General features: G+C 42.8%; 19 protein-coding genes. 11 read left to right on the top strand and 8 right to left on the bottom strand.

Features of this window, described 5'->3' with window-relative positions:
• Positions 1-77 precede the first annotated feature (77 nt).
• Positions 78-968, bottom strand: a complete 891-nt coding sequence (locus DWW91_RS17305; protein WP_010800332.1) for a FecR family protein — start codon at positions 966-968, stop codon at positions 78-80.
• Between the two features lie 298 nt (positions 969-1,266).
• Between DWW91_RS17305 and DWW91_RS17310 the strand changes: the two genes are divergently transcribed.
• On the top strand, positions 1,267-1,845 hold the full coding sequence (locus DWW91_RS17310) for an RNA polymerase sigma-70 factor (protein WP_122328436.1): 579 nt from the start codon (positions 1,267-1,269) through the stop codon (positions 1,843-1,845).
• A gap of 49 nt (positions 1,846-1,894) precedes the next feature.
• On the opposite strand, the gene DWW91_RS17315 is transcribed toward DWW91_RS17310, so the two are convergent.
• Positions 1,895-3,469 carry an Rne/Rng family ribonuclease gene (locus tag DWW91_RS17315; protein WP_007653739.1) on the bottom strand — a complete coding sequence of 525 codons (1,575 nt, stop codon included), beginning with the start codon at positions 3,467-3,469 and terminating at the stop codon, positions 1,895-1,897.
• Between the two features lie 224 nt (positions 3,470-3,693).
• On the bottom strand, positions 3,694-3,966 hold the full coding sequence (locus tag DWW91_RS17320; protein ID WP_005636204.1) for an HU family DNA-binding protein: 273 nt from the start codon (positions 3,964-3,966) through the stop codon (positions 3,694-3,696).
• 134 nt (positions 3,967-4,100) lie between these two features.
• Here DWW91_RS17320 and mutY point away from each other — a divergent pair, with 134 nt between their 5' ends.
• The 7 genes from mutY to DWW91_RS17355 all read left to right on the top strand — a co-directional run bounded on the left by mutY (position 4,101) and on the right by DWW91_RS17355 (position 12,419).
• A complete protein-coding gene (gene mutY, locus DWW91_RS17325; RefSeq protein ID WP_122328437.1) occupies positions 4,101-5,240 on the top strand; it encodes an A/G-specific adenine glycosylase in 1,140 nt (379 codons plus the stop codon).
• A 43-nt stretch (positions 5,241-5,283) separates the two neighbouring features.
• Positions 5,284-5,769, top strand: coding sequence for a single-stranded DNA-binding protein (locus tag DWW91_RS17330; RefSeq protein WP_122328438.1), 486 nt, complete (start codon positions 5,284-5,286; stop codon positions 5,767-5,769).
• A gap of 25 nt (positions 5,770-5,794) precedes the next feature.
• The gene (gene gldE, locus DWW91_RS17335) at positions 5,795-7,132 is read left to right on the top strand and encodes a gliding motility-associated protein GldE (RefSeq protein ID WP_007653736.1); all 1,338 of its coding nucleotides are present in this window, start codon (positions 5,795-5,797) and stop codon (positions 7,130-7,132) included.
• Positions 7,132-7,710 (top strand): gliding motility protein GldD, encoded by a 579-nt coding sequence (locus tag DWW91_RS17340; RefSeq protein ID WP_122328439.1) that lies wholly within the window; start codon positions 7,132-7,134, stop codon positions 7,708-7,710. Before gldE ends, DWW91_RS17340 begins: the two co-directional genes overlap by 1 nt.
• Positions 7,710-8,354: a 4'-phosphopantetheinyl transferase superfamily protein gene (locus tag DWW91_RS17345; protein ID WP_122328440.1), complete on the top strand. Its 645-nt coding sequence runs from the start codon at positions 7,710-7,712 to the stop codon at positions 8,352-8,354. The genes DWW91_RS17340 and DWW91_RS17345 overlap by 1 nt, the downstream gene beginning before the upstream one ends.
• 249 nt (positions 8,355-8,603) lie before the next feature.
• On the top strand, positions 8,604-12,104 hold the full coding sequence (locus DWW91_RS17350) for a DUF748 domain-containing protein (protein ID WP_122328441.1): 3,501 nt from the start codon (positions 8,604-8,606) through the stop codon (positions 12,102-12,104).
• A gap of 48 nt (positions 12,105-12,152) precedes the next feature.
• Entirely contained in the window at positions 12,153-12,419 is a 267-nt protein-coding gene (locus DWW91_RS17355; protein WP_007653729.1) for a GNAT family N-acetyltransferase, read from the top strand.
• A gap of 15 nt (positions 12,420-12,434) precedes the next feature.
• Here DWW91_RS17355 and DWW91_RS17360 read toward each other — a convergent pair whose 3' ends face one another.
• Positions 12,435-13,082, bottom strand: a complete 648-nt coding sequence (locus DWW91_RS17360; protein WP_048317523.1) for a pentapeptide repeat-containing protein — start codon at positions 13,080-13,082, stop codon at positions 12,435-12,437.
• 172 nt (positions 13,083-13,254) lie between these two features.
• Here DWW91_RS17360 and DWW91_RS17365 point away from each other — a divergent pair, with 172 nt between their 5' ends.
• Complete coding sequence (locus DWW91_RS17365) at positions 13,255-13,644, top strand: L-rhamnose mutarotase (protein ID WP_122328442.1); 390 nt, start codon at positions 13,255-13,257, stop codon at positions 13,642-13,644.
• 232 nt (positions 13,645-13,876) lie between these two features.
• Here DWW91_RS17365 and DWW91_RS17370 read toward each other — a convergent pair whose 3' ends face one another.
• The 3 genes from DWW91_RS17370 to DWW91_RS17380 all read right to left on the bottom strand — a co-directional run bounded on the left by DWW91_RS17370 (position 13,877) and on the right by DWW91_RS17380 (position 15,925).
• Entirely contained in the window at positions 13,877-14,509 is a 633-nt protein-coding gene (locus DWW91_RS17370) for a murein L,D-transpeptidase catalytic domain family protein (RefSeq protein ID WP_122328506.1), read from the bottom strand.
• A gap of 90 nt (positions 14,510-14,599) precedes the next feature.
• Positions 14,600-15,604: a L,D-transpeptidase gene (locus DWW91_RS17375; protein WP_122328443.1), complete on the bottom strand. Its 1,005-nt coding sequence runs from the start codon at positions 15,602-15,604 to the stop codon at positions 14,600-14,602.
• A 132-nt stretch (positions 15,605-15,736) separates the two neighbouring features.
• Complete coding sequence (locus DWW91_RS17380) at positions 15,737-15,925, bottom strand: ferredoxin (RefSeq protein ID WP_007653717.1); 189 nt, start codon at positions 15,923-15,925, stop codon at positions 15,737-15,739.
• A 192-nt stretch (positions 15,926-16,117) separates the two neighbouring features.
• On the opposite strand from DWW91_RS17380, the gene pruA reads away from it, so the two are divergent.
• Together pruA and DWW91_RS17390 are read left to right on the top strand one after the other, a co-directional pair.
• Positions 16,118-17,749 carry an L-glutamate gamma-semialdehyde dehydrogenase gene (gene pruA, locus DWW91_RS17385; RefSeq protein WP_007653716.1) on the top strand — a complete coding sequence of 544 codons (1,632 nt, stop codon included), beginning with the start codon at positions 16,118-16,120 and terminating at the stop codon, positions 17,747-17,749.
• A 98-nt stretch (positions 17,750-17,847) separates the two neighbouring features.
• The gene (locus DWW91_RS17390; RefSeq protein WP_007653714.1) at positions 17,848-19,023 is read left to right on the top strand and encodes a proline dehydrogenase family protein; all 1,176 of its coding nucleotides are present in this window, start codon (positions 17,848-17,850) and stop codon (positions 19,021-19,023) included.
• Between the two features lie 525 nt (positions 19,024-19,548).
• Here the strand turns inward: DWW91_RS17390 and DWW91_RS17395 are convergent.
• A complete protein-coding gene (locus tag DWW91_RS17395) occupies positions 19,549-20,460 on the bottom strand; it encodes a HEPN domain-containing protein (RefSeq protein ID WP_046147785.1) in 912 nt (303 codons plus the stop codon).
• Between the last annotated feature and the right edge of the window lie 533 nt (positions 20,461-20,993).

The following is a 20,993-nucleotide window of genomic DNA, read 5'->3' on the forward strand; positions in this document are numbered from 1 at the left end:
TCTGTTTCTTTGAATTAAGTAGTGTTTTTCATGTGCTATCCATAATTGTTTGTTTTTTGTGGTTTAACATTCTGTGTTTATTTGAGGAAAATTTCTCCTTTCCTTTTTTCTATTTTATATCGGGCGGAGATCTGTAAAACAGATAATATTTCTTCCAGTGTTTCTTTTTCCGTAAAGTTCGCATTGAAAGTCTGTCTTTTCAGATTTTCGTTTTCGATATGTATTTTCACATGGAAAGCTCGTTGCAGCTCTTGCATGATATCTTCTAATGAATTGTCTTTGAATTCAAATACTCCTGTAACCCACGATATTGTATTTTCCGGACGTATAGTCAAAATCTTTAGGTCATTATCCGATTTAAAATATACCGCTTGTTCACCTGGCTGTAGTATCTGGTCTGCTGTTTGATTTTGATTTGTACTTTTGTATAGTCCGATTTTTCCAGTAAGAAGGGTAATCAATGTTTTGTCTGATTCTGTATCAACATTAAATGTTGTGCCTAATACTTTGATTCCAACTCCATCGGTCTGAACGATAAAAGGCCTTTTTTCATCTTTCCGGACTTCGAAGAATGCTTCTCCTTTTATTATTTCAACTTGACGGATTTGCTGACTGAATTCTCTCGGATAACGTAGACAGGCATTTGCATTTAACCATACGACGCTACTATCCGGTAATGTTATTTTTGTTTTAGCATCAGGAACCGCTGTTGTTTCATAATAAACAAGTGCTCGTTCTGGTTCTTTATCTATTAGGAAGATACTGGTAACCACTAATAGGGCAATGGATGCAGCTATAGATAAATATTTCCAGGCGGAATTTCCTCTATCAGCATAGGATATGACAACAGGTCGTTTGACTCTATCTACTAAACGATCGAACATATGTTTTTCATCAAATGGCAAAGACTTAAAATGTATACGCTTTGTCAGTGATTCGAGTTCTTTGTTATTTTGTTCATTTTTCATCTTATTCCGATACCTTTGTAAATAAAGATGACAGGTAAAGTAAAAAACTCCTACTCAAGATATGAAAAAAATATACTTTTTTAGGATGCATTCAAAATTCATCGATAAATAGTCATTTACATGCTCATTTTTTTCTTAACTCTAACATCTATGGTTGTTGTGTATTTTTGTATTGTATATCATATGTGGCATATAAAATACTTTCATGAAAAGATACATTTTTTATCTTTAGGTAGTATCTTGAAGAATTTTTAATTACATTTACTGACTAATATATTGTAAAAAGACTGTATTCGAGATGGAGAAGGAGAGTGGCATGTCTCTTTTTAAAAGTGTAGTGAGAGGGGATGAAACAGCGTTCCGGTTATTATTTGAAACTTATTCCCGGCGTCTGTTCCATGTCGCTTATTATCTGAATTCTCGTGAACTGGCGGAGGAAGCTGTTCTGGATGTCTTTACTGTTATTTGGCAAAAGCGGGAAACGTTGTCCCATGTGAAAGAACCGGAACGTTATTTGTATATATCAGTAAAAAATCAGGCTTTACATTATGTAAGAAGAGGGTATGTGCAGGAAAAAGATTCTTTTTCTTTGTATGAAATGGAACTGATCCCGGATTCGGATACACCAGAAAAAAGTTTGATGGATGAGGAATATCAAGTGTTAGTCCAACAGGCTATTGATTCTTTGCCCCCCAAATGTAGAGAAGTTTTTCGTCTTGTGCTCTCTGATAAATTAAAGAATCGGGAAATTGCCGATGTATTAGGAATTAGTGAGAAGACAGTGAATATACATATTGCTAAAGCTTATGAACGTATTGCAGAATATGTAAACCGGCAATATAAACAGGTGAAGTTTTTTTTGTTTCTTTTCTTTTAATCCGGAAGATCATAAAAATCCCCGAAGCCTGTATCGCTCCGGGGATTTTTTATTTTTTCATTTCCTTTTCTTCCATCATGTCGAGTTCGTTCTTGTCGGAATCAATAAACTTGTATTCCAGAAAACCCAGACTTTGGTTAGGAATGACTTTCATACCCATTGAGTATTTTAGTTTCCATTTCATACTGAGGGGATAAAGCCCCTTGTTTACGAATGCTGCCACGTAGGGATGTACGTGCAGGGCGAATTTCTTTACATTATGCTTATTCACTAAACAATCGATCTTACCTTCCAGATTGTCGGTAAATAGGATCGAAGGTTTGATTGTCCCTGTGCCGAAACAGGTAGGACACGATTCTGTTGTATCCACATCCATTGCCGGGCGTACCCTCTGGCGGGTAATCTGCATCAGACCAAACTTACTTAAAGGCAGGATGTTGTGTTTGGCCCGGTCGCTTGCCATCGCTTTAGTCATGTGTTCAAACAACTTCTGTCGATTGGCGGCCTCCGCCATGTCGATGAAGTCGACCACAATAATACCGCCCATATCACGGAGACGAAGCTGGCGTGCAATTTCGTCGGCGGCGGCTGTGTTTACGTCGATAGCTGTTTTCTCCTGGGCGTCGCTCCCTTTGGAACGGTTGCCGCTGTTCACATCTATCACGTGCATGGCCTCGGTATGCTCGATAATCAGGTAAGCTCCACTTTTATACGTAACCGTACGTCCGAACAGCGATTTAACTTGTTTCGTGATACCGAAATTGTCGAAGATAGGTAATTCGCCGGTATATCGCTGTACGATCTCTTCCCTTCCGGGAGCGATCAGGCTGACATAATCGCGTATGTTATGATAAACATCCGCATCGTTTACGTAAATGTTCTGGAAAGACGGGTTGAAGATGTCGCGGAGCAAAGCTACCGTACGTGCCGTTTCTTCATATACAATCGACGGCACTTTCAGTTTGGGAACTTTGACGATGTTATCTTCCCATCGTTTCACTAATGTCTTTAATTCATGGTCGAGTTCAGCAACACGTTTTCCTTCGGAAGAAGTACGTACGATCACGCTGAAATTTTTCGGCTTGATGCTCTGAATCAACTGCCGCAAACGGGCACGTTCTTCGCTCGACTTGATTTTTGTGGAGACAGAGACCTTATCGGCAAATGGTATCAATACGATGTATCTTCCGGCAAATGACAGCTCGGAAGTCAGTCGCGGACCCTTTGTTGAGATCGGCTCTTTGGCAATCTGTACCAACACCTCTTGTCCTACTTTAAGCACGTTACTGATGCTTCCGTCCTTTTCAATCTCCGGAAGTATCTGTACTTTTGAAATGGCGGGCATCTTTTTAGGGTCGCCAAGTGCTTGTTTAAGGAACTTTTGTTGGGTGTTGAAGTTAGGACCTAAGTCCAGATAATGAAGAAATGCGTCCTTTTTGTACCCTACGTCGATAAAAGCAGCGTTCAAACCCGGCATCAGTTTTTTTACTTTGCCAAGATAAATATCGCCTACGGCAAACGAGACATTGCGGGCCTCCTTCTGGAGTTCCACAAGGTTTTTGTCTTCCAATACGGCAATAGATACCTCTTTGGGTTGTACATCAACTACTAATTCACTTATCACTTAATAAGAGGGTTTTTTAATTCAGACCTTTCTAAATACGCAAAGAACAAACTTAAAAGGTCACTTATTAAGTTTGTTCTTTAGAGTTTCTCAATAGACTTATTTCTTTTTATGTCTATTCTTTTTCAGTCTCTTTTTGCGCTTGTGCGTAGACATTTTATGTCTTTTTCTTTTCTTTCCGCTAGGCATTGTTTCTAAATTTTAAATTAAACTATAATTACTAATTACTTAACTTCGTTCAGGAAAGTTTTAGCCGGCTTGAATGAAGGGATGTTATGCTCCGGAATGATGATCGTAGTATTTTTTGAAATATTACGAGCAGTTTTCTGGGCTCTCTTCTTAATAACGAAACTTCCGAATCCTCTCAGATAAACGTTTTCACCCTGAGATAACGAACTTTTCACGATGTCCATGAAAGATTCTACGCTATTCAATACCGTCTGCTTATCGATACCGGTACTTTTTGAAATCTCGCTAACAATATCTGCTTTAGTCATGTCTATAAATTAATTAATGATTTGGACCTATTAATTTTTTGGAATGCAAATATATAGCTTTTTATTTAAGTGGGAAAAGAATTGCCCGCCATTTTTTAATAAAAAAGATTCCTTACAATTCATTATATCTGTGTATGTTTGCATTAATCAACGAGTTGAGAGTTTCAAAACTACAAAAACAGGACATTTTAACGCAAATGGAAAACGAATTGGAAGTCAGCCATATTTTGCTGGCCTGGTATAAAACGAATAAGAGGATGCTGCCCTGGCGGGAATCGTCCGACCCGTATATAATCTGGATATCGGAAATTATCCTTCAACAAACCCGTGTCGCTCAGGGGATGGACTATTTTTACAGGTTCACCGAACGCTTCCCGGATGTCGCTTCCCTGGCAGCGGCGGAAGAGGACGAGGTGCTGAAATATTGGCAGGGGTTGGGTTATTATAGCCGTGCCCGTAACCTGCATGCTGCCGCAAAGAGTATCATGGAACAGTTTGGCGGCGTTTTCCCTCGGGAATATAAAGAGATATTGTCTTTGAAAGGTATCGGTGAATATACGGCTGCTGCCATTGTGTCTTTCGTATGGAATAAGCCTTATCCGGTTGTCGACGGGAATGTGTACCGTGTCTTATCCCGGCTGTATGCGGTCGACACGCCAATTGATAGTACACTGGGAAAGAAACAGTTTGCGGAATTGACCGCTCTTGTGATGAATCCCAAATATGCGGGGACGCATAACCAGGCGGTTATGGAGTTCGGGGCCTTGCAATGTGTTCCTCAGAATCCGGATTGTGAAGTTTGCCCGTTGAAGGAACGTTGTATGGCCTATGCTTCGGGTAATGTGCAAGCGTTTCCGGTCAAGCAGAACAAGGCGAAAACACGGCCCCGTTATTTTCATTATCTATACATTATATATAAGGGGCAAACCTGGCTTTCGCGCCGGGGCAAAAAAGATATCTGGGAAGGGCTTTATGAATTCCCATTGATCGAGACGGCGGAACCGATGGATTTTGCCGGATTGCAGCAAACGGAAGCGTACCGGAAACTGTTTGACGGTGCCGGTCGGATGAATGTTTCCGTCGATATGTCCGAAGTGAAGCATGTCCTTTCCCATCAGATTCTTTATACGACATTTTACCGGGTCGAGATCGAAAAAGTGACGGACGCATTGAATTCGTATCTGGCTGTTCCGTATGAAGATATCGAACGTTATGCCGTCCCCCGCCTGGTACATATTTATTTGGAGAAATTAAACGGAAATTTGTCTGAATGATCGAATTTATGTTTCTTTGTAAGATATTAAAAGAATTACAACTATGTCATTGAATAAAGTCATATTGATTGGTAACGTGGGCAAAGATCCCGACGTTCGTTATTTCGACAGCGGTACGGCCGTTGCAAACTTCCCTTTGGCAACTTCCGAAAGAGGTTACACACTGGCAAACGGTACGGTTGTGCCGGAGAGAACAGAATGGCACAATATCGTGGTTCGCCGCGACCAGGTTGCTTTTGTTGAGAAATGGGTGAAGAAAGGTTCGGGTGTTTATGTAGAAGGAAAGATTCGTACCCGCAGTTATGACGACCAGAGCGGTGTGAAACGTTATGTGACTGAAATTCATGCAGACCGTATTGAATTTTATAATACGGGCACACGTCCGGCCGACGGTACGGCAACGAATGCCGGAACAGGTTTCCAGCAAGGCGGACAGCCACAGGCAACACAGCAGGCAACGTCTTACCAGCAACCGGCGCAACCGGATATGTCATCAGATTCAAACAGTGCGGATGATCTTCCGTTCTGATATTGTTTAACTAATACGGTTCCCCTTGGACTCAGACTATTATTTATCGGGCTTATTCGATCAGGTTACTATACAGGCGCTCACAGCAGGCCCTGTTATAGCGTTAAGCCTTGCTTGTTTACTGCTGTTGGTGTCCGGCTTCGTGTCGGCATCGGAAGTGGCATTCTTTTCTCTTTCCCCGGGTGATATAAACGACATCCGGGAGGAGAATTCGCCTTCGGACCCGTTGATCCGGAAATTACTGGACCGCTCCGAATATTTACTTGCGGCTATTTTGATTGCCAATAACTTTGTGAACGTGGCCGTGGTTATGCTTTGTACCTACGGTATCAATTCTTTGATCAATTTCTCGGCTGTCCCTGTCTTGGGTTTCATTCTTGAGACAATCGTACTGACCTTTTTGCTTTTACTTTTCGGCGAGATCATGCCTAAGATTTACGCACAGAAAAATTCGCTCCGTTTCGTTCGCCGTTCCGCCTCGGTGTTGAATATGGTGGAACGCCTCTGTCGTCCGCTTTCGGTGGTATTGGTTAATTCTACTTCTATTATCAACAAGGCGCTGGTGAAGAAAAAATATGACTTGTCGGTCGATGAGTTATCCAAGGCTTTGGAGTTGACCTCTAAAGAGATTCCGGAAGAGAAAGAGATGCTGGCTGAGATCATCAAGTTCTATAATAAGACGGCCGATGAGATCATGACGCCCCGTTTGGATATGGAGGACATCGAGATAAAGACCAGTTTTCGTAATGTGATCGATTTCATTATCAAATCCGGTTATTCGCGAATCCCTATATATGCCGAATCGGAAGATAATATTAAAGGTATCCTTTATATAAAGGATTTGCTTCCTTATATAGAAAAGCCGGATACATTCCGCTGGCAGAGCTTGATTCGTCCGGCTTACTTTGTTCCCGAAACAAAGAAGATCGACGACCTGCTGGAAGAATTCCGTACCAATAAGATTCACATGGCGATTGTGGTGGATGAGTTTGGCGGTACATCCGGTATCGTGACGATGGAAGACATTCTGGAGGAAATTGTCGGTGAGATTTCGGACGAATATGATGAAGATGAAAAGCAGTTTGTCCGTCTGGCAGACGGTAGCCTGATCTTTGAAGCCAAGATTTTATTGACAGACTTCTTCCGTGTTATCAATACAGACCCGTCTGAGTTCGGCAAACTGACGGAAGATGTAGAAACGCTTGCCGGGCTTTTGCTGGAAATAAAAGGTGACTTCCCGCGCCGCAGGGAGATCATAGATTATGGCAAGTATCGTTTCCAGATTCTGGAAATGGATAACCGGAGAATCCTGAAAGTGAAATTCAACTGCATTTCAGAAATAGAGAAAGAAGGAGAGGAGTGATGAAGCAGATTCTGTCCGGCATGGTTTTCTTTTATATCCTGTTGTGCTGTGTGTCTTGTACGGAATATACACCGAAACCGCGTGGTTATTTCCGTATCGAGCCGCCTCAGGCACGTTATCAGGTGTTGCCTCTGGACAGTTTGCCCTACTCATTCAATGTTTCTCAGTTGGCTATTGTCGAGCTGCCGGAGATTGGAAGTCCTGAAGGATGGATCAATTTGTCTTATCCTTCATTGGGTGTAAAGATTTATTGCAGTTATTTACCCGTCACCCGTTCTACTTTGCAAATAGCAGAGAATGAATCGCGTTCCCTGGTTTCCCGCCAGGCGAAGCAGGCGAAAGCGGTAAAGGAACAAGCCTATAGCAATCCGGACGAACGGGTGTATGGCTCTCTTTTCCTGTTGGATAGGGAGTCTGCTTCTCCTGTGCAGTTTATGCTGACCGACAGTACCTCTAACTTCTTTCGGGGTGCTTTATATTATGATTGTGTACCGAATGCCGATTCGTTGGCACCGGTTACAGATTATCTGAGAAAAGATATTATCGAGTTGATACAATCCTTTAGCTGGAAAAAGTAATGCCTGCCCTGTTTAAATACACAGAGCCGTTATTGGGTGTCTGGAAGATTGAAGAAAGTTCGGAAGAATTGCTGTCGATGCTGGAACAGTCATCCGAATATCTCCCTTTCCTGCAACAGATAAAAACAGAAAAACGTCGTCAGGAATGGCTGGCGTCTCGTGTTCTCCTGAAAGAGTTGGCGGGAGAGGAGTTGCTGATCGCTTATCATGACGATGGCGCTCCTTACTTACCTGATTCATCCTTATCACTGAGCATTTCCCATACGAATGGCTATGCGGCAGTGTTGTTGCAGGAGCAGGGGGCTGCTGGTATAGATATAGAATACCGTTCCGACCGGGTATTAAAGATACGTAGCCGTTTTATGTCTCCGGAAGAGAATGCGTCGGTCGGTCCGGATTATGAAACAGAACATCTGCTTGTCCACTGGTGTGCCAAGGAGGCTTTATTCAAGATGATCCGGCAACAGGATGTTGACTTTATAGAACATCTGCATGTGGAGCCGTTTACTTATACCGGTTTCGGAGAGCTTTGGGCGTTTGAAACCCGGACTCCCGAACGAAAGTCGTATGTTCTGAGCTATAAAGTATTTCCGGAGTTTGTTCTTGTTTATAGTATCCCTTCCTGCTTTGGCAATCCGGAATAGAGAGGTTGTTTTTATCCGTTCGCAACATTCTACCGATAGCTTTGTTCTAAATGATAGAGAAGTATATTTATATAAATTGTTGAGTAAATAATAAAACAGGTGTATTATATATTAGGAGAAAAGTGTATCATAATATATGATATTTTATTTTCATAATATATGCGATTCTAATATCATAATATATGATACTGTGATCCGCAATAAGGGAACACGATGTTACTATGTCAACGATATAGATAGGGAAAGGATATGGGACGGAACAAGAAGATCATAAAATACATTTTCCCGGCAATAGGATTGCTGGCGGTGCTTCTGACTGTCCTGAACCTGTATCTGAGTAACCGCCTGGAAAGATATTTGAAAGTAGAATTGAGCCGGCGTACCGCTGAGGCTACGGATGGATTCTATAATCTTTCTTTTGATGATCTTTCGATCGGTTTTGTGAAAGGGGAACTGAAAATCGAAGGCATCAGGCTGATGCCCGATTCAACTGTGTTTCAACAGTGGAAAGCTATTGACAGCCTTCCCCGTACTTATGTGAAAGCGGAGATCGGCATGATAGATTTCAAAGGTGTAAACCTTACCTGGCGGTGGAGTTATAAGGAATTGCATTTTAATACGTTTGAAATAAAAGACCCACGGATAGAAGTTTTTGATTCTTATTATTCGGGGCGTGTGGAGAAAAAGGTCCGGCATGCCGACACCAAATCTTTGTATGAAGTAATCTCTCCTTATATAAATGTGTTGAGCGTACGGACACTGAACCTGTCGAACGCCAGCGTATCCTATACCGTCGAGAATCCTGTGACACCGATCGTCTATGGGCTTGATGATGTCAGCTTCCGCGCTTACGGTTTTCTGTTGGATAAGAACTCGTCACAGAGCGGAAAGTTACTCTATTGCGATAACTTTGAATTTGTGACGAACCAACCGCAGACGCTGCTAGCCAATAACGACTTTCTCCTTAAAACAGACAGCATAAAACTCAGTACGCAGGATTCGATTATTTATATAGAGAAGATACGATTGATTCCGCAGGATAGTTTATGGACGGAGACAAAACAACGTCCGGACAGCTATGTCGATGCACAGGTCCGGACAGTGGAAGTCAACGGAATCCGTTTTAAGCGGGAGGATGCGCTGAATTATCTGACAGCCCGTTCTTTTGAAATATCTTCGTCGGACATTCAGGTATTTAATCTGGCCGCTAATGCCCCGGCAGCGAAAAAAGCGGCAGGCAATGCTACAAAGATCGATACGGATTCTTTGGTACAGGCTTTATCTTTATATGACATAATATCGCCGGTATTGCATAGCGTTTCTATCCGGACTGTCGGAATCGATGCCGCCAAAGTCACTTATTCGCAAGCCGTAAAAGATTCAGTGGAAGTCTATAAACTGGATAACTTCAATTTCCGGGCAAACGACTTCCTGGTTGATTCGGTTTCGGAAGAGAAGCATGGTTTGTGGTATTCCCGTAGTTTCGCCTTTGAAGCAACCGGCATCAGCGGGGAGATGACGGCACGCAACCACCGTTTCGATATTGCCCGTATGGCATTGGATACGGAGTCCGGCGATTTCAATATAGAGAAAATCCGCCTAAAGCCTATAAAAGTAAATTCCCGGAAAGACTATATGTCTGGTAGCATTGACACAATCGGTATCAGGGGATTGCTTTATGATAAAGGGATCAGTGCCGACCTTTTCAAGATAGACCATCCGGTTATCTATTATTATAAATCCCCGTCTTATGCGAAGAAAAGCAAGGAAACGAAGCTGCCGGTAAATCCGAGGGCGGATGTGGAAAGTATTCTGAACCCGTTATTGCAATATTTGTCTATTAAACGGATCAATCTGAATCATGCGTACGTAACATTGAATGACAGAAGCGTTCCTGATCCTATAATCTATAAGCTGAAGGATTTTAATTTCTATGCTACCCGCTTCCTGGTGGACGACAGTACGAACCGGAGTGGAGGGCTGTTCTTTGCCTGTGATCATTTTGGTTTCAGTTTCAAAGACTTCGACAATTATTTGCCGGGAAAAGCCTACCGTCTGTCTGTCCGGAAAGGTAATTTCTCTACGGCAAAAGGTATATTGGGGTTACAGGACGTGAAACTGCTCCCGCAAGACTCTTTATGGCAAATGGGATCAAATTCATATTTTCGTATAGAGACTCCGATGATTTATGCAACCGGTTTGAACCGTCTGCCAGAGAATTTGCTTCAGCGCCTGGATGCTACTTCGCTGCATGTCGAATCACCCGATATTCGCATGATGAAAAAAGACGGAAGTCTGTTACAGGTATCACTTCAGGACTTGGGTATCGATAAAGTCGTGTGGGACAGTCTGCATTTTTCTGTCGGTTCAATAAATCTATCTGATCCGGTTGTCAGTTATCAGGCCGGGACTTCTCCCGATACGATAAAGACAAAAAAGAAATCTCCCGCTGTCCTGTCGGATGATATTTATGAGGCTGTCGGTCGGTTTACACCTGACCTTTCACTGGGAAAACTGACTGTCTCCAATGCTGTATGGAATCGTGATACGGCAAACCTGTTTCTTGAAGGACTGCATGTCAATGTCAGGAACCGGACATTCGGGCTGAAGACTGTCCGGTTCGATACCAAAGACCTGGCATTCCCGTTGGATAATGGTTTTTATACATTGAAGATAGGAAAAGTCAATCTGAATAATACCGATCTGAATCTGGAAGATATCCATTTGGTTTCTGCCTATCCGAAAATGGAATTTGCTTACCGGCAGCCAAAGCATCAGGATTGGTTTGATGTCAAGGTCGGCCGGTTGGGATTGTCGGGAATCGATTTGCCGGCTTACTTCTCGGAGAAAGTGGTCCGGATAAAAAATGTAGAGGTTGACAATGCCGAACTTCAGAATTTCAAGAACCAACAGATTGCCGTGCCCCGCCGTATCGTACCGATGATCTATTCCGGTTTGCAGAAAGCACCGGTGAAAATGGCTATCGACAGTCTCCGTGTAAATAACTTTTCCGTTGTCTACGAAGAATTGTCAAAGAAAGGGATACAACCGGGTAAACTGTTTTTCACGGAAATGAACGGGAAATTTTCCGGTTTTACCAATATTGTATCTTATCCGGACCAGTATATCCGTCTGGATGCAAACGGTAAATTAATGGGGAAAGGATATTTTACCGCCACCTGGCAGCTTCCGGTCGATTCCCTGAACGATCGTTTCCTGCTGGATGCGCATATGGAGGACTTTGATCTGACTGCATTGAACCAACTGATCACGCCGCTTGCCTTTGCTAAAGTGGAGAGTGGCAAGCTGGTCGACTTTACATTCAGTACTGAAGCCTCCACTAAAGGTGCCACTGTCGATATGCTATTTCTTTACAGGGATCTGAAGGCTGAAATAATGAAAGAGAAAAACGGGGAAGTGATCGATAATAAATTCCTGTCGCGTTTGGCTAACCTGGTGCTGAAACATGATAATCCCGACCATCCGGAACAGGGAACATACAGGCCCCGTCATTCTCATCTGACGATAGAACGTGACCCGTATCATTCTACATTTAATTATCTGTGGCAAATTCTTCGTCCGGCATTGACGGAGTCGGTCGGTGTTTCTAAAAAGGTGCAGGATGTTGCCAAAGGAGTCTCCGGCTTCTTTACAAAAGTGAAGAATTTCTTCCATCCCGGAAAGAAAAAGCAACAAAAGCAGCCTGTATCCGGACAAAATGAACCGGCAGGTGAACTAATTTCCGAATAAACTGTTTTATCTATAACAGGGTGTTGTTTTGTAGATAAAAAATAAATTATGGAATATGATATTGTTCACCATCCGGAAAAGTATCGCTTTGAAATAAAACAGGATGGTTTAACTGCCTTTGTGCAGTACAGGCTTGTTGGTAATAATCTGGATATTATTCACACAATAGTTCCGGTTCCTCTGGAAGGTCAGGGAATAGCCGCTTCACTGGTGAAAGCGACTTTTGACTACGCGATAGAAAATCAATTGAAACCCCGGGCTGTCTGTTCTTATGCAGTTGCCTGGCTAAAAAGACATCAGGAATATGCAAAATAACGAATTTGAAGAAGATTATCCTTTAATTGTAACACCCAGCAGATGGGCTAATTCCAATGCTTGTAAAGAGGTGACTGTTGCTCCGCGTAATTCACAGCCGATGATAGGACTTATCCGGATGCCGGATATGTCGCAGCTACTGAAGTCGACACCTTTTAAGGATGTACGGTAAAACTCAGCTTCCTTGAGATCACTCTCATGAAAGTTCACGCTGGCATACTGACCGTTCTCAAAGGAACTGTTTCGCAGGTCGCATCGGTCGAAACTGACATATTTCAGTTTACTCATGCTCAGATTGAGGTATTCTGCCTTGCAGTTGCTGAAAACAATATGGTTTAGCGCTGATTCGGAAAAGTTTGTCCCGATCAGTTTGCATTCGATAAATTCGATACGGTGAAAACCGGAACCGGAGAAATTCATATTAGACAGGTCGCAGTTCTTGAAGATGATATCACTGAACTGCGATTTTTTTATGCCGCAACCGATCAGTATGCTGTTTGTAAACAGGCAGTCCTGCATACTCATATTTTCCGTTTTAAATTCGAATACTCTTTGATTCCTGAAAGAATATTCCGCCAGGTCTTCTCCCGGTTGCAGGAGCATTTCATCGAGTGTACAGTCTTCTTTTAATACTTTAGTTATCCGGGGTGCAGTGATCTTCATCTTTTATATTATTTTTGAGCGGGTAAAGATAACGATTTAGATCCGTATTTTATGAAACCGGTGTCGATATCGTTTTATCCCTTGCAGAAATATTCTTATTTCGGTTGCATAATAATCGTTACATTTGTACTGTAATCGTTCCTGTTGAACGAATTAAAAAATAATATGGTTTATGGAAGATAAAAAGAACGGATACAAAAGCAAACATTATGATTTCCCGACTAAACGTTATTGTCAGACGCTGGACCTGAAAGATGATCCGGAGTTAATCAAAGAATACAGGAAAAGACATGGACAGGAATGTTACTGGCCCGAAATAGGCGAGGGGATTAAAAGTGTCGGAATCCTGGAGATGGAAATTTATCTGTGCGGGAACCGTTTGTTCATGATCGTGGAAACACCGCTCGATTTTGATTGGGATACGGCATTCAGCCGTCTCGCCGGTTTACCCCGTCAGGCTGAGTGGGAAGAATATATGTCTGTTTTTCAACAAGCTGATCCGAATGCCAGTTCCGCAGAGAAATGGCAGTTGATGGAACGTATCTTTCATGTGTATGAATAGCTTATAATTTGTTTTTATAAATGACGGAAGTCTGTCCTGTATATCTTTTGAAAAGGCGATATCAGGTGAAGATTTGTCTGATCTGGCCGTCAGCGATTAGCATGTCCATAATAGGAGAGCCGTTTACTTTGGTTTTCATGATTCCTTTTTTATAGGATTCGCATTGTAGTGCCAGAGGGATACCTCCCGAAAGTTCTATCTCATTTCTTTATCCGTTTGCAAGATAGGGTTTTTACATAGAAGCAACCTGCCGTTTGGATAGGATGGGGCTGTAAGCCAGATAATTCTTATTGTTAGCATAAATAAAAAGCAGGGAACCGCCTTTTATGGTGTTGATAATAGGCTTGCTTACAGCCTGTGGCAGGGCCGGACAGCCGAAACTGCGTCCCAGGCGGCCGGATGAAGCAATTACGGAAGGATTGGAGTAAGCAGCTCCGTGGATAACGATCGCCCGTTCTTTGGCGCGGTCGTTGATCCCTTTTTCCAATCCGTTCAGGACAAGTGAGTAACCGTTCTTTCCCTGATAGGTGTTTTCTGTCAGGAAGAATCCCAGTGAACTTTTGAGGGAACCGTTCTCGTTGGAAAAGGAGGTGGCATAATTCCCTCCGCTATTCTTTCCGTGTGATACCAGCGAAGAGAATAATAATTTTTTATGCCTCATGTCGAATACATAAAAACGCTCTTCGGTCGAAGGCTTACTGAAATCGACCAGTGTAAGGATCTCTTTCGTTTTATCTTCGATTTTATGGTATCCGGTGATTGCTTGTTCGAATGCCTCAAAGTTTACCATCCCATCCAGTTGCATCTCCTGGTACAACTGCCGGCAGCTTGAAACTTCATGGATGACCGGTTCCGTACTTCTCATTTTTGAGAAGTTTACCGGGATAAACAATAGGAACAGATAGATGAAAACTTTGTGCATGTCTGTGTGAATCAGACTGCAAAGTTAGAATTTTTAATCGAAAACAAAAACAAGAGTCTCATAAACCGGTGCCCAGTCGTAGATGAATTTAGCATGTGAAGTGGCATTCCTGACACACATATGGGAGCGGGGAGTGGTTCCCAACGTCGAACTGTATTCGATCAGTGACTTGCGCGGAGCATTGACAGGTACCCCGTGGATATACCCCCCGTTTGTGAAGCGGCTGGCATACGGAGCAAAGCCTCCTGTCTCCGTGGTACCGTCCACCAGATAGATCATGCGGGGTTTCTTTTCCTGGATAATATATACTCCGGGAGGCGTTTCCTGGGCATAGGGTGGCCTGTGCAGTCCGGTTGTAGCCGGGTTCATGCTTCTGACCAGCCATTTGTCGCCTTCCTGTTCCAGTGTCGCGATATTCTGATTCCGGGTATCTACAAAGACAGCTTTTTTGAAGACGATCGTATCAGGAATCGTCAGGATATATTTTTTAGGGATCATCCACTCTTTTCCGGTGTGTACGGAGGCAACCCGGGTGAAATTCGTATAGTCTTCCAGGTGTTTTACCAAGGCACCGTCCCTGCCGTAGAGTTCGGGCACCGCAGTGTCTGTTGTCAGGTAGAGCGGTATTCCCTGGAAGCGTTCGACGCCCAGCGAGTCGGCTATACGGCGGTATGAATCTCTGTGATAGTTTTTTACCAATGGCGCTTCCCCGTTTTTATTCCTGTAATTCTGGAGGATCGACCAGGTGGCCGGTTCTTTCTGGATGGATTCGAGCCAGGTTAGGCGCTCCTTTATCTTTTCCCACTGGAACTCCCGTGTCGTATCTTTATACGGATAAGTGTCTTCCAGAGTATGCTGGTCGTAGAGCAATTCCTTTTCAATGATTATTTCTTTAGGGACAGTATCTATTATTTCCGTTACTTCTACAGTCGCAGAGTCTGGTGCAGGTTGTCCGTCAGTAATCGGCTTATCCGTTTTGCCGGTACAGAAACTCAGCAGAATAAGGCAAAATACCGGAAGTATAGCAGTTTTCTTCATCCCAATTATCTTTTTTGTGAATATACGGTTTTTTATTGGAATACCGACAAATCCTGACAGGAAAAGAGGTTATCCCAAACCGGAATAACCTCTCCACTTTTTACTCTGTAAAACGTGAGTGGTCCTCCTCACTTAATCATATTTAATAACGCTGACCGGACAGCTTTCGGCTGCTTCTTTGATCTCTTCCTCGTAATCGTTGAAGTCTACTCCCTCGTTTACGCGGGAACGATCCGTCACATGAAAAACCTCCGGGCAGATGCCTTCGCAAGTACCGCAAGCGATACAGTCTTCTTCTATCCAAACACTTTTAATAGCCATAGTTTCTATACCTTTAAGATGATTATATTTTAATAACAGCTATGGATGGGAAAATGTTGATATATACCATATACCAAAGTGTTTCTAATTAAAACTAATTTAACTCTTTACTCACTTTGTTTTAAAATTATTTTACTACGTTTACAGCATAGAAAAAATCATTGATTAACTATTTATAAACTAAGAAACAACATGGATAACGCTATTTTTAGATTTCCTAAGCCTATTAATGAGCCGGTAAAATCGTATGCACCCGGATCGAGTGAAAAAGCAGCTTTGAAAAAAACGTTAGCTGAACTCTCAAATGAAGAATGGGATATTCCTTTGATCATTGGCGGAAAAGAAGTCCGTACGGGTAATACCGGTAAAGTGGTTATGCCGCACGACCATCATCATGTGCTGGCTACTTACCATAAAGCCGGCGAGAAAGAGGTGCAGATGGCCATCGACGCCGCTATGAAGGCGCACAAAGAATGGTCTGAACTGCCCTGGGTTGAACGTGCTTCCGTTATGTTAAGGGTGGCTGAACTCTTTGCTACAAAATATCGTTATCTGTTAAATGCCTCAGTGATGCTGGGACAGAGCAAGAACCCGTTCCAGGCGGAAATCGATGCTCCCTGCGAACTGATCGACTTCCTGCGTTTCAGTACGTTCTATGCCAGCCAGGTATATGCCGACCAGCCTTATTCGGAAACGGGTATCCTGAACCGTATGGAATACCGTGCCCTGGAAGGTTTCGTGTTCTCGTTGACACCGTTTAATTTTACTTCTATCGCCAGCAACCTGAATATGGCTCCCGCCATGATGGGTAATGTGGCTGTCTGGAAACCGTCTACTACGGCTATCCATTCAAACTATCTGTTGATGAAGGTCTTCCAGGAAGCCGGACTTCCGGATGGTGTTGTCAACTTTATCCCTGGACAGGGGAGCGTGATCGGTAAGGTGATAACTGCCAGCCGCGATCTGGCAGGTTTCCATTTCACTGGTTCTACTGCGACATTCAATACGCTATGGCGCCAGATGGGCGAGAACCTCGGCCATTATAAATCTTATCCGAAGATTGTCGGTGAAACGGGCGGTAAGAATTTTATCTTTGTTCATCCGTCTGCTCCCGCACTGGATGTGGCGACTGCTATCGTTCGCGGTGCATTCGAGTATCAGGGTCAGAAGTGTTCTGCCGGATCACGTGCCTATATCCCGGCTTCTTTATGGAAAGATGTAAAAGAGATGGTAGGCGATATGCTGAAAGAGATCAAGATGGGTGACGTGCAGGATTTCACGAACTTCATCAATGCGGTGATCGATGAGGCTTCATTCGATAATATCATGAGTTATATCAACTATGCGAAACAATCTCCGGATGCTGAGATCGTCTTTGGCGGTAATGGCGACAAGTCGGTAGGTTATTTTGTTGAACCGACTGTTATCCAGACAACAGATCCGATGTTCAAGAGCATGGTGGAAGAAATATTCGGTCCGGTGATCACTATTTATGTATATGACGATAATAAATATGAGGAAACATTGGAGTTGTGCGACCGTACTTCTCCTTATGCCCTGACCGGTTCGATCTTTGCACGCGACCGTTATGCTATCGACGTGGCATTCAATAAACTGCGCTATGCTGCCGGTAACTTCTATATCAATGACAAGCCGACCGGTGCCGTTATTGCACAGCAGCCGTTCGGTGGCTCGAGAGCTTCCGGTACGAATGACAAGGCCGGTGGTCCGCTGAACCTGATCCGCTGGACGAATCCTCGTTGTATCAAGGAGGCTTTGGTTCCGCCTACTTCTTACGGTTATCCGTTCTTAGGAGAAAAATAACATATCAGCTGGCAGTTGACAAGTGACAGTTGACAGGTAATATGCTTCGAAATTGTTTACTGTCAACTGTCATCTGTCAACTTTAAAAATCAGATACTATGTTAGACTTTAATAATACCGAGATTGCATTTTCATCCAAATCGCAGTCTGAATTGAGAAACGCTTACTTACTCTTCAATACAATAAAATATCCGTGGCTGGTAAAATGTGCCAGTTTTGGAAGTAATATCGCCTTAAAGATTCATTTCCCTTTAGCATGGGCTGTAAAGCCAACTTTATATAAACAGTTTGTCGGTGGTGAGACATTACAGGATTGTACCAAAGCGATCGACCATCTCCGACAGTTTAATGTGCGTTCTACCCTTGACTTTTCAGCCGAAGGCGAGCAGACTCCTGAAGGTATCCAGGCTACATTTGAAGAAACACTACGTTCAATCGATTTTGCCAAAGGAAATGATAACCTGGCTTATGCCGTATTCAAACCTTCTACTATAACGACCGATGAACTTCTTGCCAAGGCTTCTGAAAAACGGGGCGAACTGACCATTGAAGAAGTAAAAGCCTTCCGCGAATTTAAAGAACGCTTTATGGCTTTCTGCCAGCGTGCTTATGAGAACGATGTCCGTCTGATTGTCGATGCGGAAGATTACTGTTTCCAGGATGCGCTGGATGAACTGACCGACGAGGCGATGCGGAAATACAATAAAAAACGTGCGATCGTATTTGCTACCTTGCAGATGTATCGTCATGACCGTATGCCTTACCTGCGCCGTATTCTGGATGATGCCAAAGAAAAAGGATATATCGCCGGTGTCAAGTTCGTGCGTGGTGCTTATATGGAGGCCGAACGTGCGCGTGCTGCGGCTTTGGGTTATCCCGACCCGATCTGCAAGGATAAGAAGGCGACCGATGAGAATTTCGATGCGGCTGTTCGTTTTACCATGGACCATCTGGAGCATTTCGAGATGTTTATGGGAACGCATAATGAGGAAAGTAATTATAAACTGGCTAAGCTGATAGATGAGAAGGGTCTCAAACGGGATGATTCCCGTATCTTTTTTGCCCAGTTGCTGGGGATGAGCGATAATATCTCATTCAATCTGGCCCATGAAGGATTTAATGTAACCAAGTATGTGCCTTATGCTCCGGTAAGAGACGTGTTGCCTTACCTGATCCGGCGTGCTGAAGAAAACACTTCGGTCGCAGGGCAGACCAGCCGTGAACTGAAGATGTTGCAGTCAGAATTGAACCGGCGTAAGAAGATGAATCGATAAACACTCACAGAATGTTTTCGGTATTTTGTTTGCCATTTGCAATATGCCGATGCAATGCATTGTTAAACAGTTATATATACTATTGCAAATACTTTTTCTGTTTGCAATGTTATTTGTCATTTGCCATAATCAACCGTAAGAGGAATGATGGCAAATGGCAAATAGTATGGCAAATAGAATAGTTATTTGCCATGTCTTATTGTGCTTATTGATAGGATATTATAGAAGTATATTGCAAATGGCAAATAAATACTGAAAACATTGTGTATAAAAGATGTTTTATCATGTATCACTTCTGAAACTATTGCTCTCTTCCGGTCTGAGTAAATCAAACCCTATAATAAACTAATTGTTAACTCCTTACTTAGTATAACTACCCTGTACAGGATAATCGATTAGCCTGTACACCCTAGTGGATTATCCTGTACACCTTGGCTGGCTATCCTGTACACCTTGCCAATAAGGAGTCCTTACATTTCAATTAGTTAGTAGGGAGGAATGAATTAGTTTCCCGGCTTCTGCCGGTTAGTTTGTCGTTCTGGCACGACTCGCATATTCCTTTATTCTATTTTCGCAAACTTCTTTGGTGATCGCTGCTAAATGCTCTACACGTGGGATTAAGGCTTCTATATCTTCCTTCGTTGTAGCATAATATTTATTGTATCGTGCTTCTATGTAGGCTTTAAGCAACAAATTGAACAATCGTATTTCTTCTTCGGTATCGCGGGGGAATACTTTGGTTATTTCCAAAGAATGTGTTTTGGCAGCTTTAATTAACTCTTCCAAATCATGTATTTTATAGGTATGCATTGTAAATGTCAGAATAATAGCACGGTATAAGTTCTCGCAAGCCTGATGCAGATGAAACGCGGCCATATTGAATTCACTTTCACTTAAATAAAAACAAGCCCCTTTCATAAAACTTGTCGCTAATTTAAATTTAGTAGTATAATATTCTTGTCCCAGTTCTCCAATCTCGGAAAAATTAAGCTTGCGGCGACGGGCTAATTTGCAATTACCACTATCGTATAGCAGGATACCTTCTTTCTTTATGTCTGTATAAAAGTAGCGGCTTTTTGTTATTTCTTTGTTAAAGTCTTTGATCGTTTCATCGATAAAATGGATGTGAGTCGTAAATGCATATCTTCCCATCCCTTTATATTTGTAATAACGATCTTCCACTTTTTCCAACTGACGGCTTATTCCGCTACTATTGCAATCATTCCGGGTGATGACCAGTATATCGAAATCACTCATGAAATAAGTCGGTATTCCAAATTCGATCCGTTGGTCGTACTCTACGTAGTTGCCGCGAGCATAACTACCGTAAAGAATGATCATTTCACATTGATCACCAAGAACTTCGACTACATATCGGGCGATCAGACGTAAATCGGTCTGTTTCTCTTTAGGTAAATGGGATAAGGACTTTTTCATTCGGATTTGCATTTATCATAGCATACAAAAGTATGGAAAAAAGGAATAACCCCCGTACATTTGCTGCAAAATATATAAAGCTTTTACTCGCTACGTTGTAGCATGACTTTTTCTTACATTAACAAGTCTCCTTACGAATGACATAACATCCGAAATTAGAAATAATTGAACCTACTTTTCCCTTGATGGAAAAGTAGGCAAAAGATCAAGGCTTAACCGGCTTCACTGCTCCGGTGAAAGACTTCGCTGAAAAATCCGAAACTCGCTCCGCTCAGACAACGGATTTTTTTAACCGCTTCGTCTTCCCCCTCCGCGGACGTTCACCCGCTTAGGCCTTTCCAAGGAAGCTGTGCTTCCTCTTAGGATGGCCGATACCGGTACTTATAGAACAAAAACTTTCGGATTTAACAGGTAGTATCGGCAATCTTAAGAGAACGCAAAGCGTTCTATGAAAGGCCTCATCTGGTGAGCGTAAAGCGAAGTATCCGTAGAGAGCGTCCGGAGGCTGTGCTGTTTGAGCGTAGCGAGTTCAC

Origin of the sequence: Parabacteroides sp. AF17-3, assembly GCF_003635445.1 — a bacterium.
In the GTDB taxonomy this organism is placed as follows: domain Bacteria; phylum Bacteroidota; class Bacteroidia; order Bacteroidales; family Tannerellaceae; genus Parabacteroides; species Parabacteroides goldsteinii.

Excerpts from the sequence above, each read along its gene's own strand:
- DWW91_RS17305 (WP_010800332.1), bottom strand. The coding sequence starts at position 968 with ATGAAAAATGAACAAAATAACAAAGAACTCGAATCACTGACAAAGCGT.
- DWW91_RS17310 (WP_122328436.1), top strand. The coding sequence starts at position 1,267 with ATGGAGAAGGAGAGTGGCATGTCTCTTTTTAAAAGTGTAGTGAGAGGG.
- DWW91_RS17320 (WP_005636204.1), bottom strand. The coding sequence starts at position 3,966 with ATGACTAAAGCAGATATTGTTAGCGAGATTTCAAAAAGTACCGGTATC.
- mutY (WP_122328437.1), top strand. The coding sequence starts at position 4,101 with ATGTTTGCATTAATCAACGAGTTGAGAGTTTCAAAACTACAAAAACAG.
- DWW91_RS17330 (WP_122328438.1), top strand. The coding sequence starts at position 5,284 with ATGTCATTGAATAAAGTCATATTGATTGGTAACGTGGGCAAAGATCCC.
- DWW91_RS17340 (WP_122328439.1), top strand. The coding sequence starts at position 7,132 with ATGAAGCAGATTCTGTCCGGCATGGTTTTCTTTTATATCCTGTTGTGC.
- DWW91_RS17345 (WP_122328440.1), top strand. The coding sequence starts at position 7,710 with ATGCCTGCCCTGTTTAAATACACAGAGCCGTTATTGGGTGTCTGGAAG.
- DWW91_RS17350 (WP_122328441.1), top strand. The coding sequence starts at position 8,604 with ATGGGACGGAACAAGAAGATCATAAAATACATTTTCCCGGCAATAGGA.
- DWW91_RS17355 (WP_007653729.1), top strand. The coding sequence starts at position 12,153 with ATGGAATATGATATTGTTCACCATCCGGAAAAGTATCGCTTTGAAATA.
- DWW91_RS17360 (WP_048317523.1), bottom strand. The coding sequence starts at position 13,082 with ATGAAGATCACTGCACCCCGGATAACTAAAGTATTAAAAGAAGACTGT.
- DWW91_RS17365 (WP_122328442.1), top strand. The coding sequence starts at position 13,255 with ATGGAAGATAAAAAGAACGGATACAAAAGCAAACATTATGATTTCCCG.
- DWW91_RS17370 (WP_122328506.1), bottom strand. The coding sequence starts at position 14,509 with ATGAGAAGTACGGAACCGGTCATCCATGAAGTTTCAAGCTGCCGGCAG.
- DWW91_RS17375 (WP_122328443.1), bottom strand. The coding sequence starts at position 15,604 with ATGAAGAAAACTGCTATACTTCCGGTATTTTGCCTTATTCTGCTGAGT.
- DWW91_RS17380 (WP_007653717.1), bottom strand. The coding sequence starts at position 15,925 with ATGGCTATTAAAAGTGTTTGGATAGAAGAAGACTGTATCGCTTGCGGT.
- pruA (WP_007653716.1), top strand. The coding sequence starts at position 16,118 with ATGGATAACGCTATTTTTAGATTTCCTAAGCCTATTAATGAGCCGGTA.
- DWW91_RS17390 (WP_007653714.1), top strand. The coding sequence starts at position 17,848 with ATGTTAGACTTTAATAATACCGAGATTGCATTTTCATCCAAATCGCAG.
- DWW91_RS17395 (WP_046147785.1), bottom strand. The coding sequence starts at position 20,460 with ATGAAAAAGTCCTTATCCCATTTACCTAAAGAGAAACAGACCGATTTA.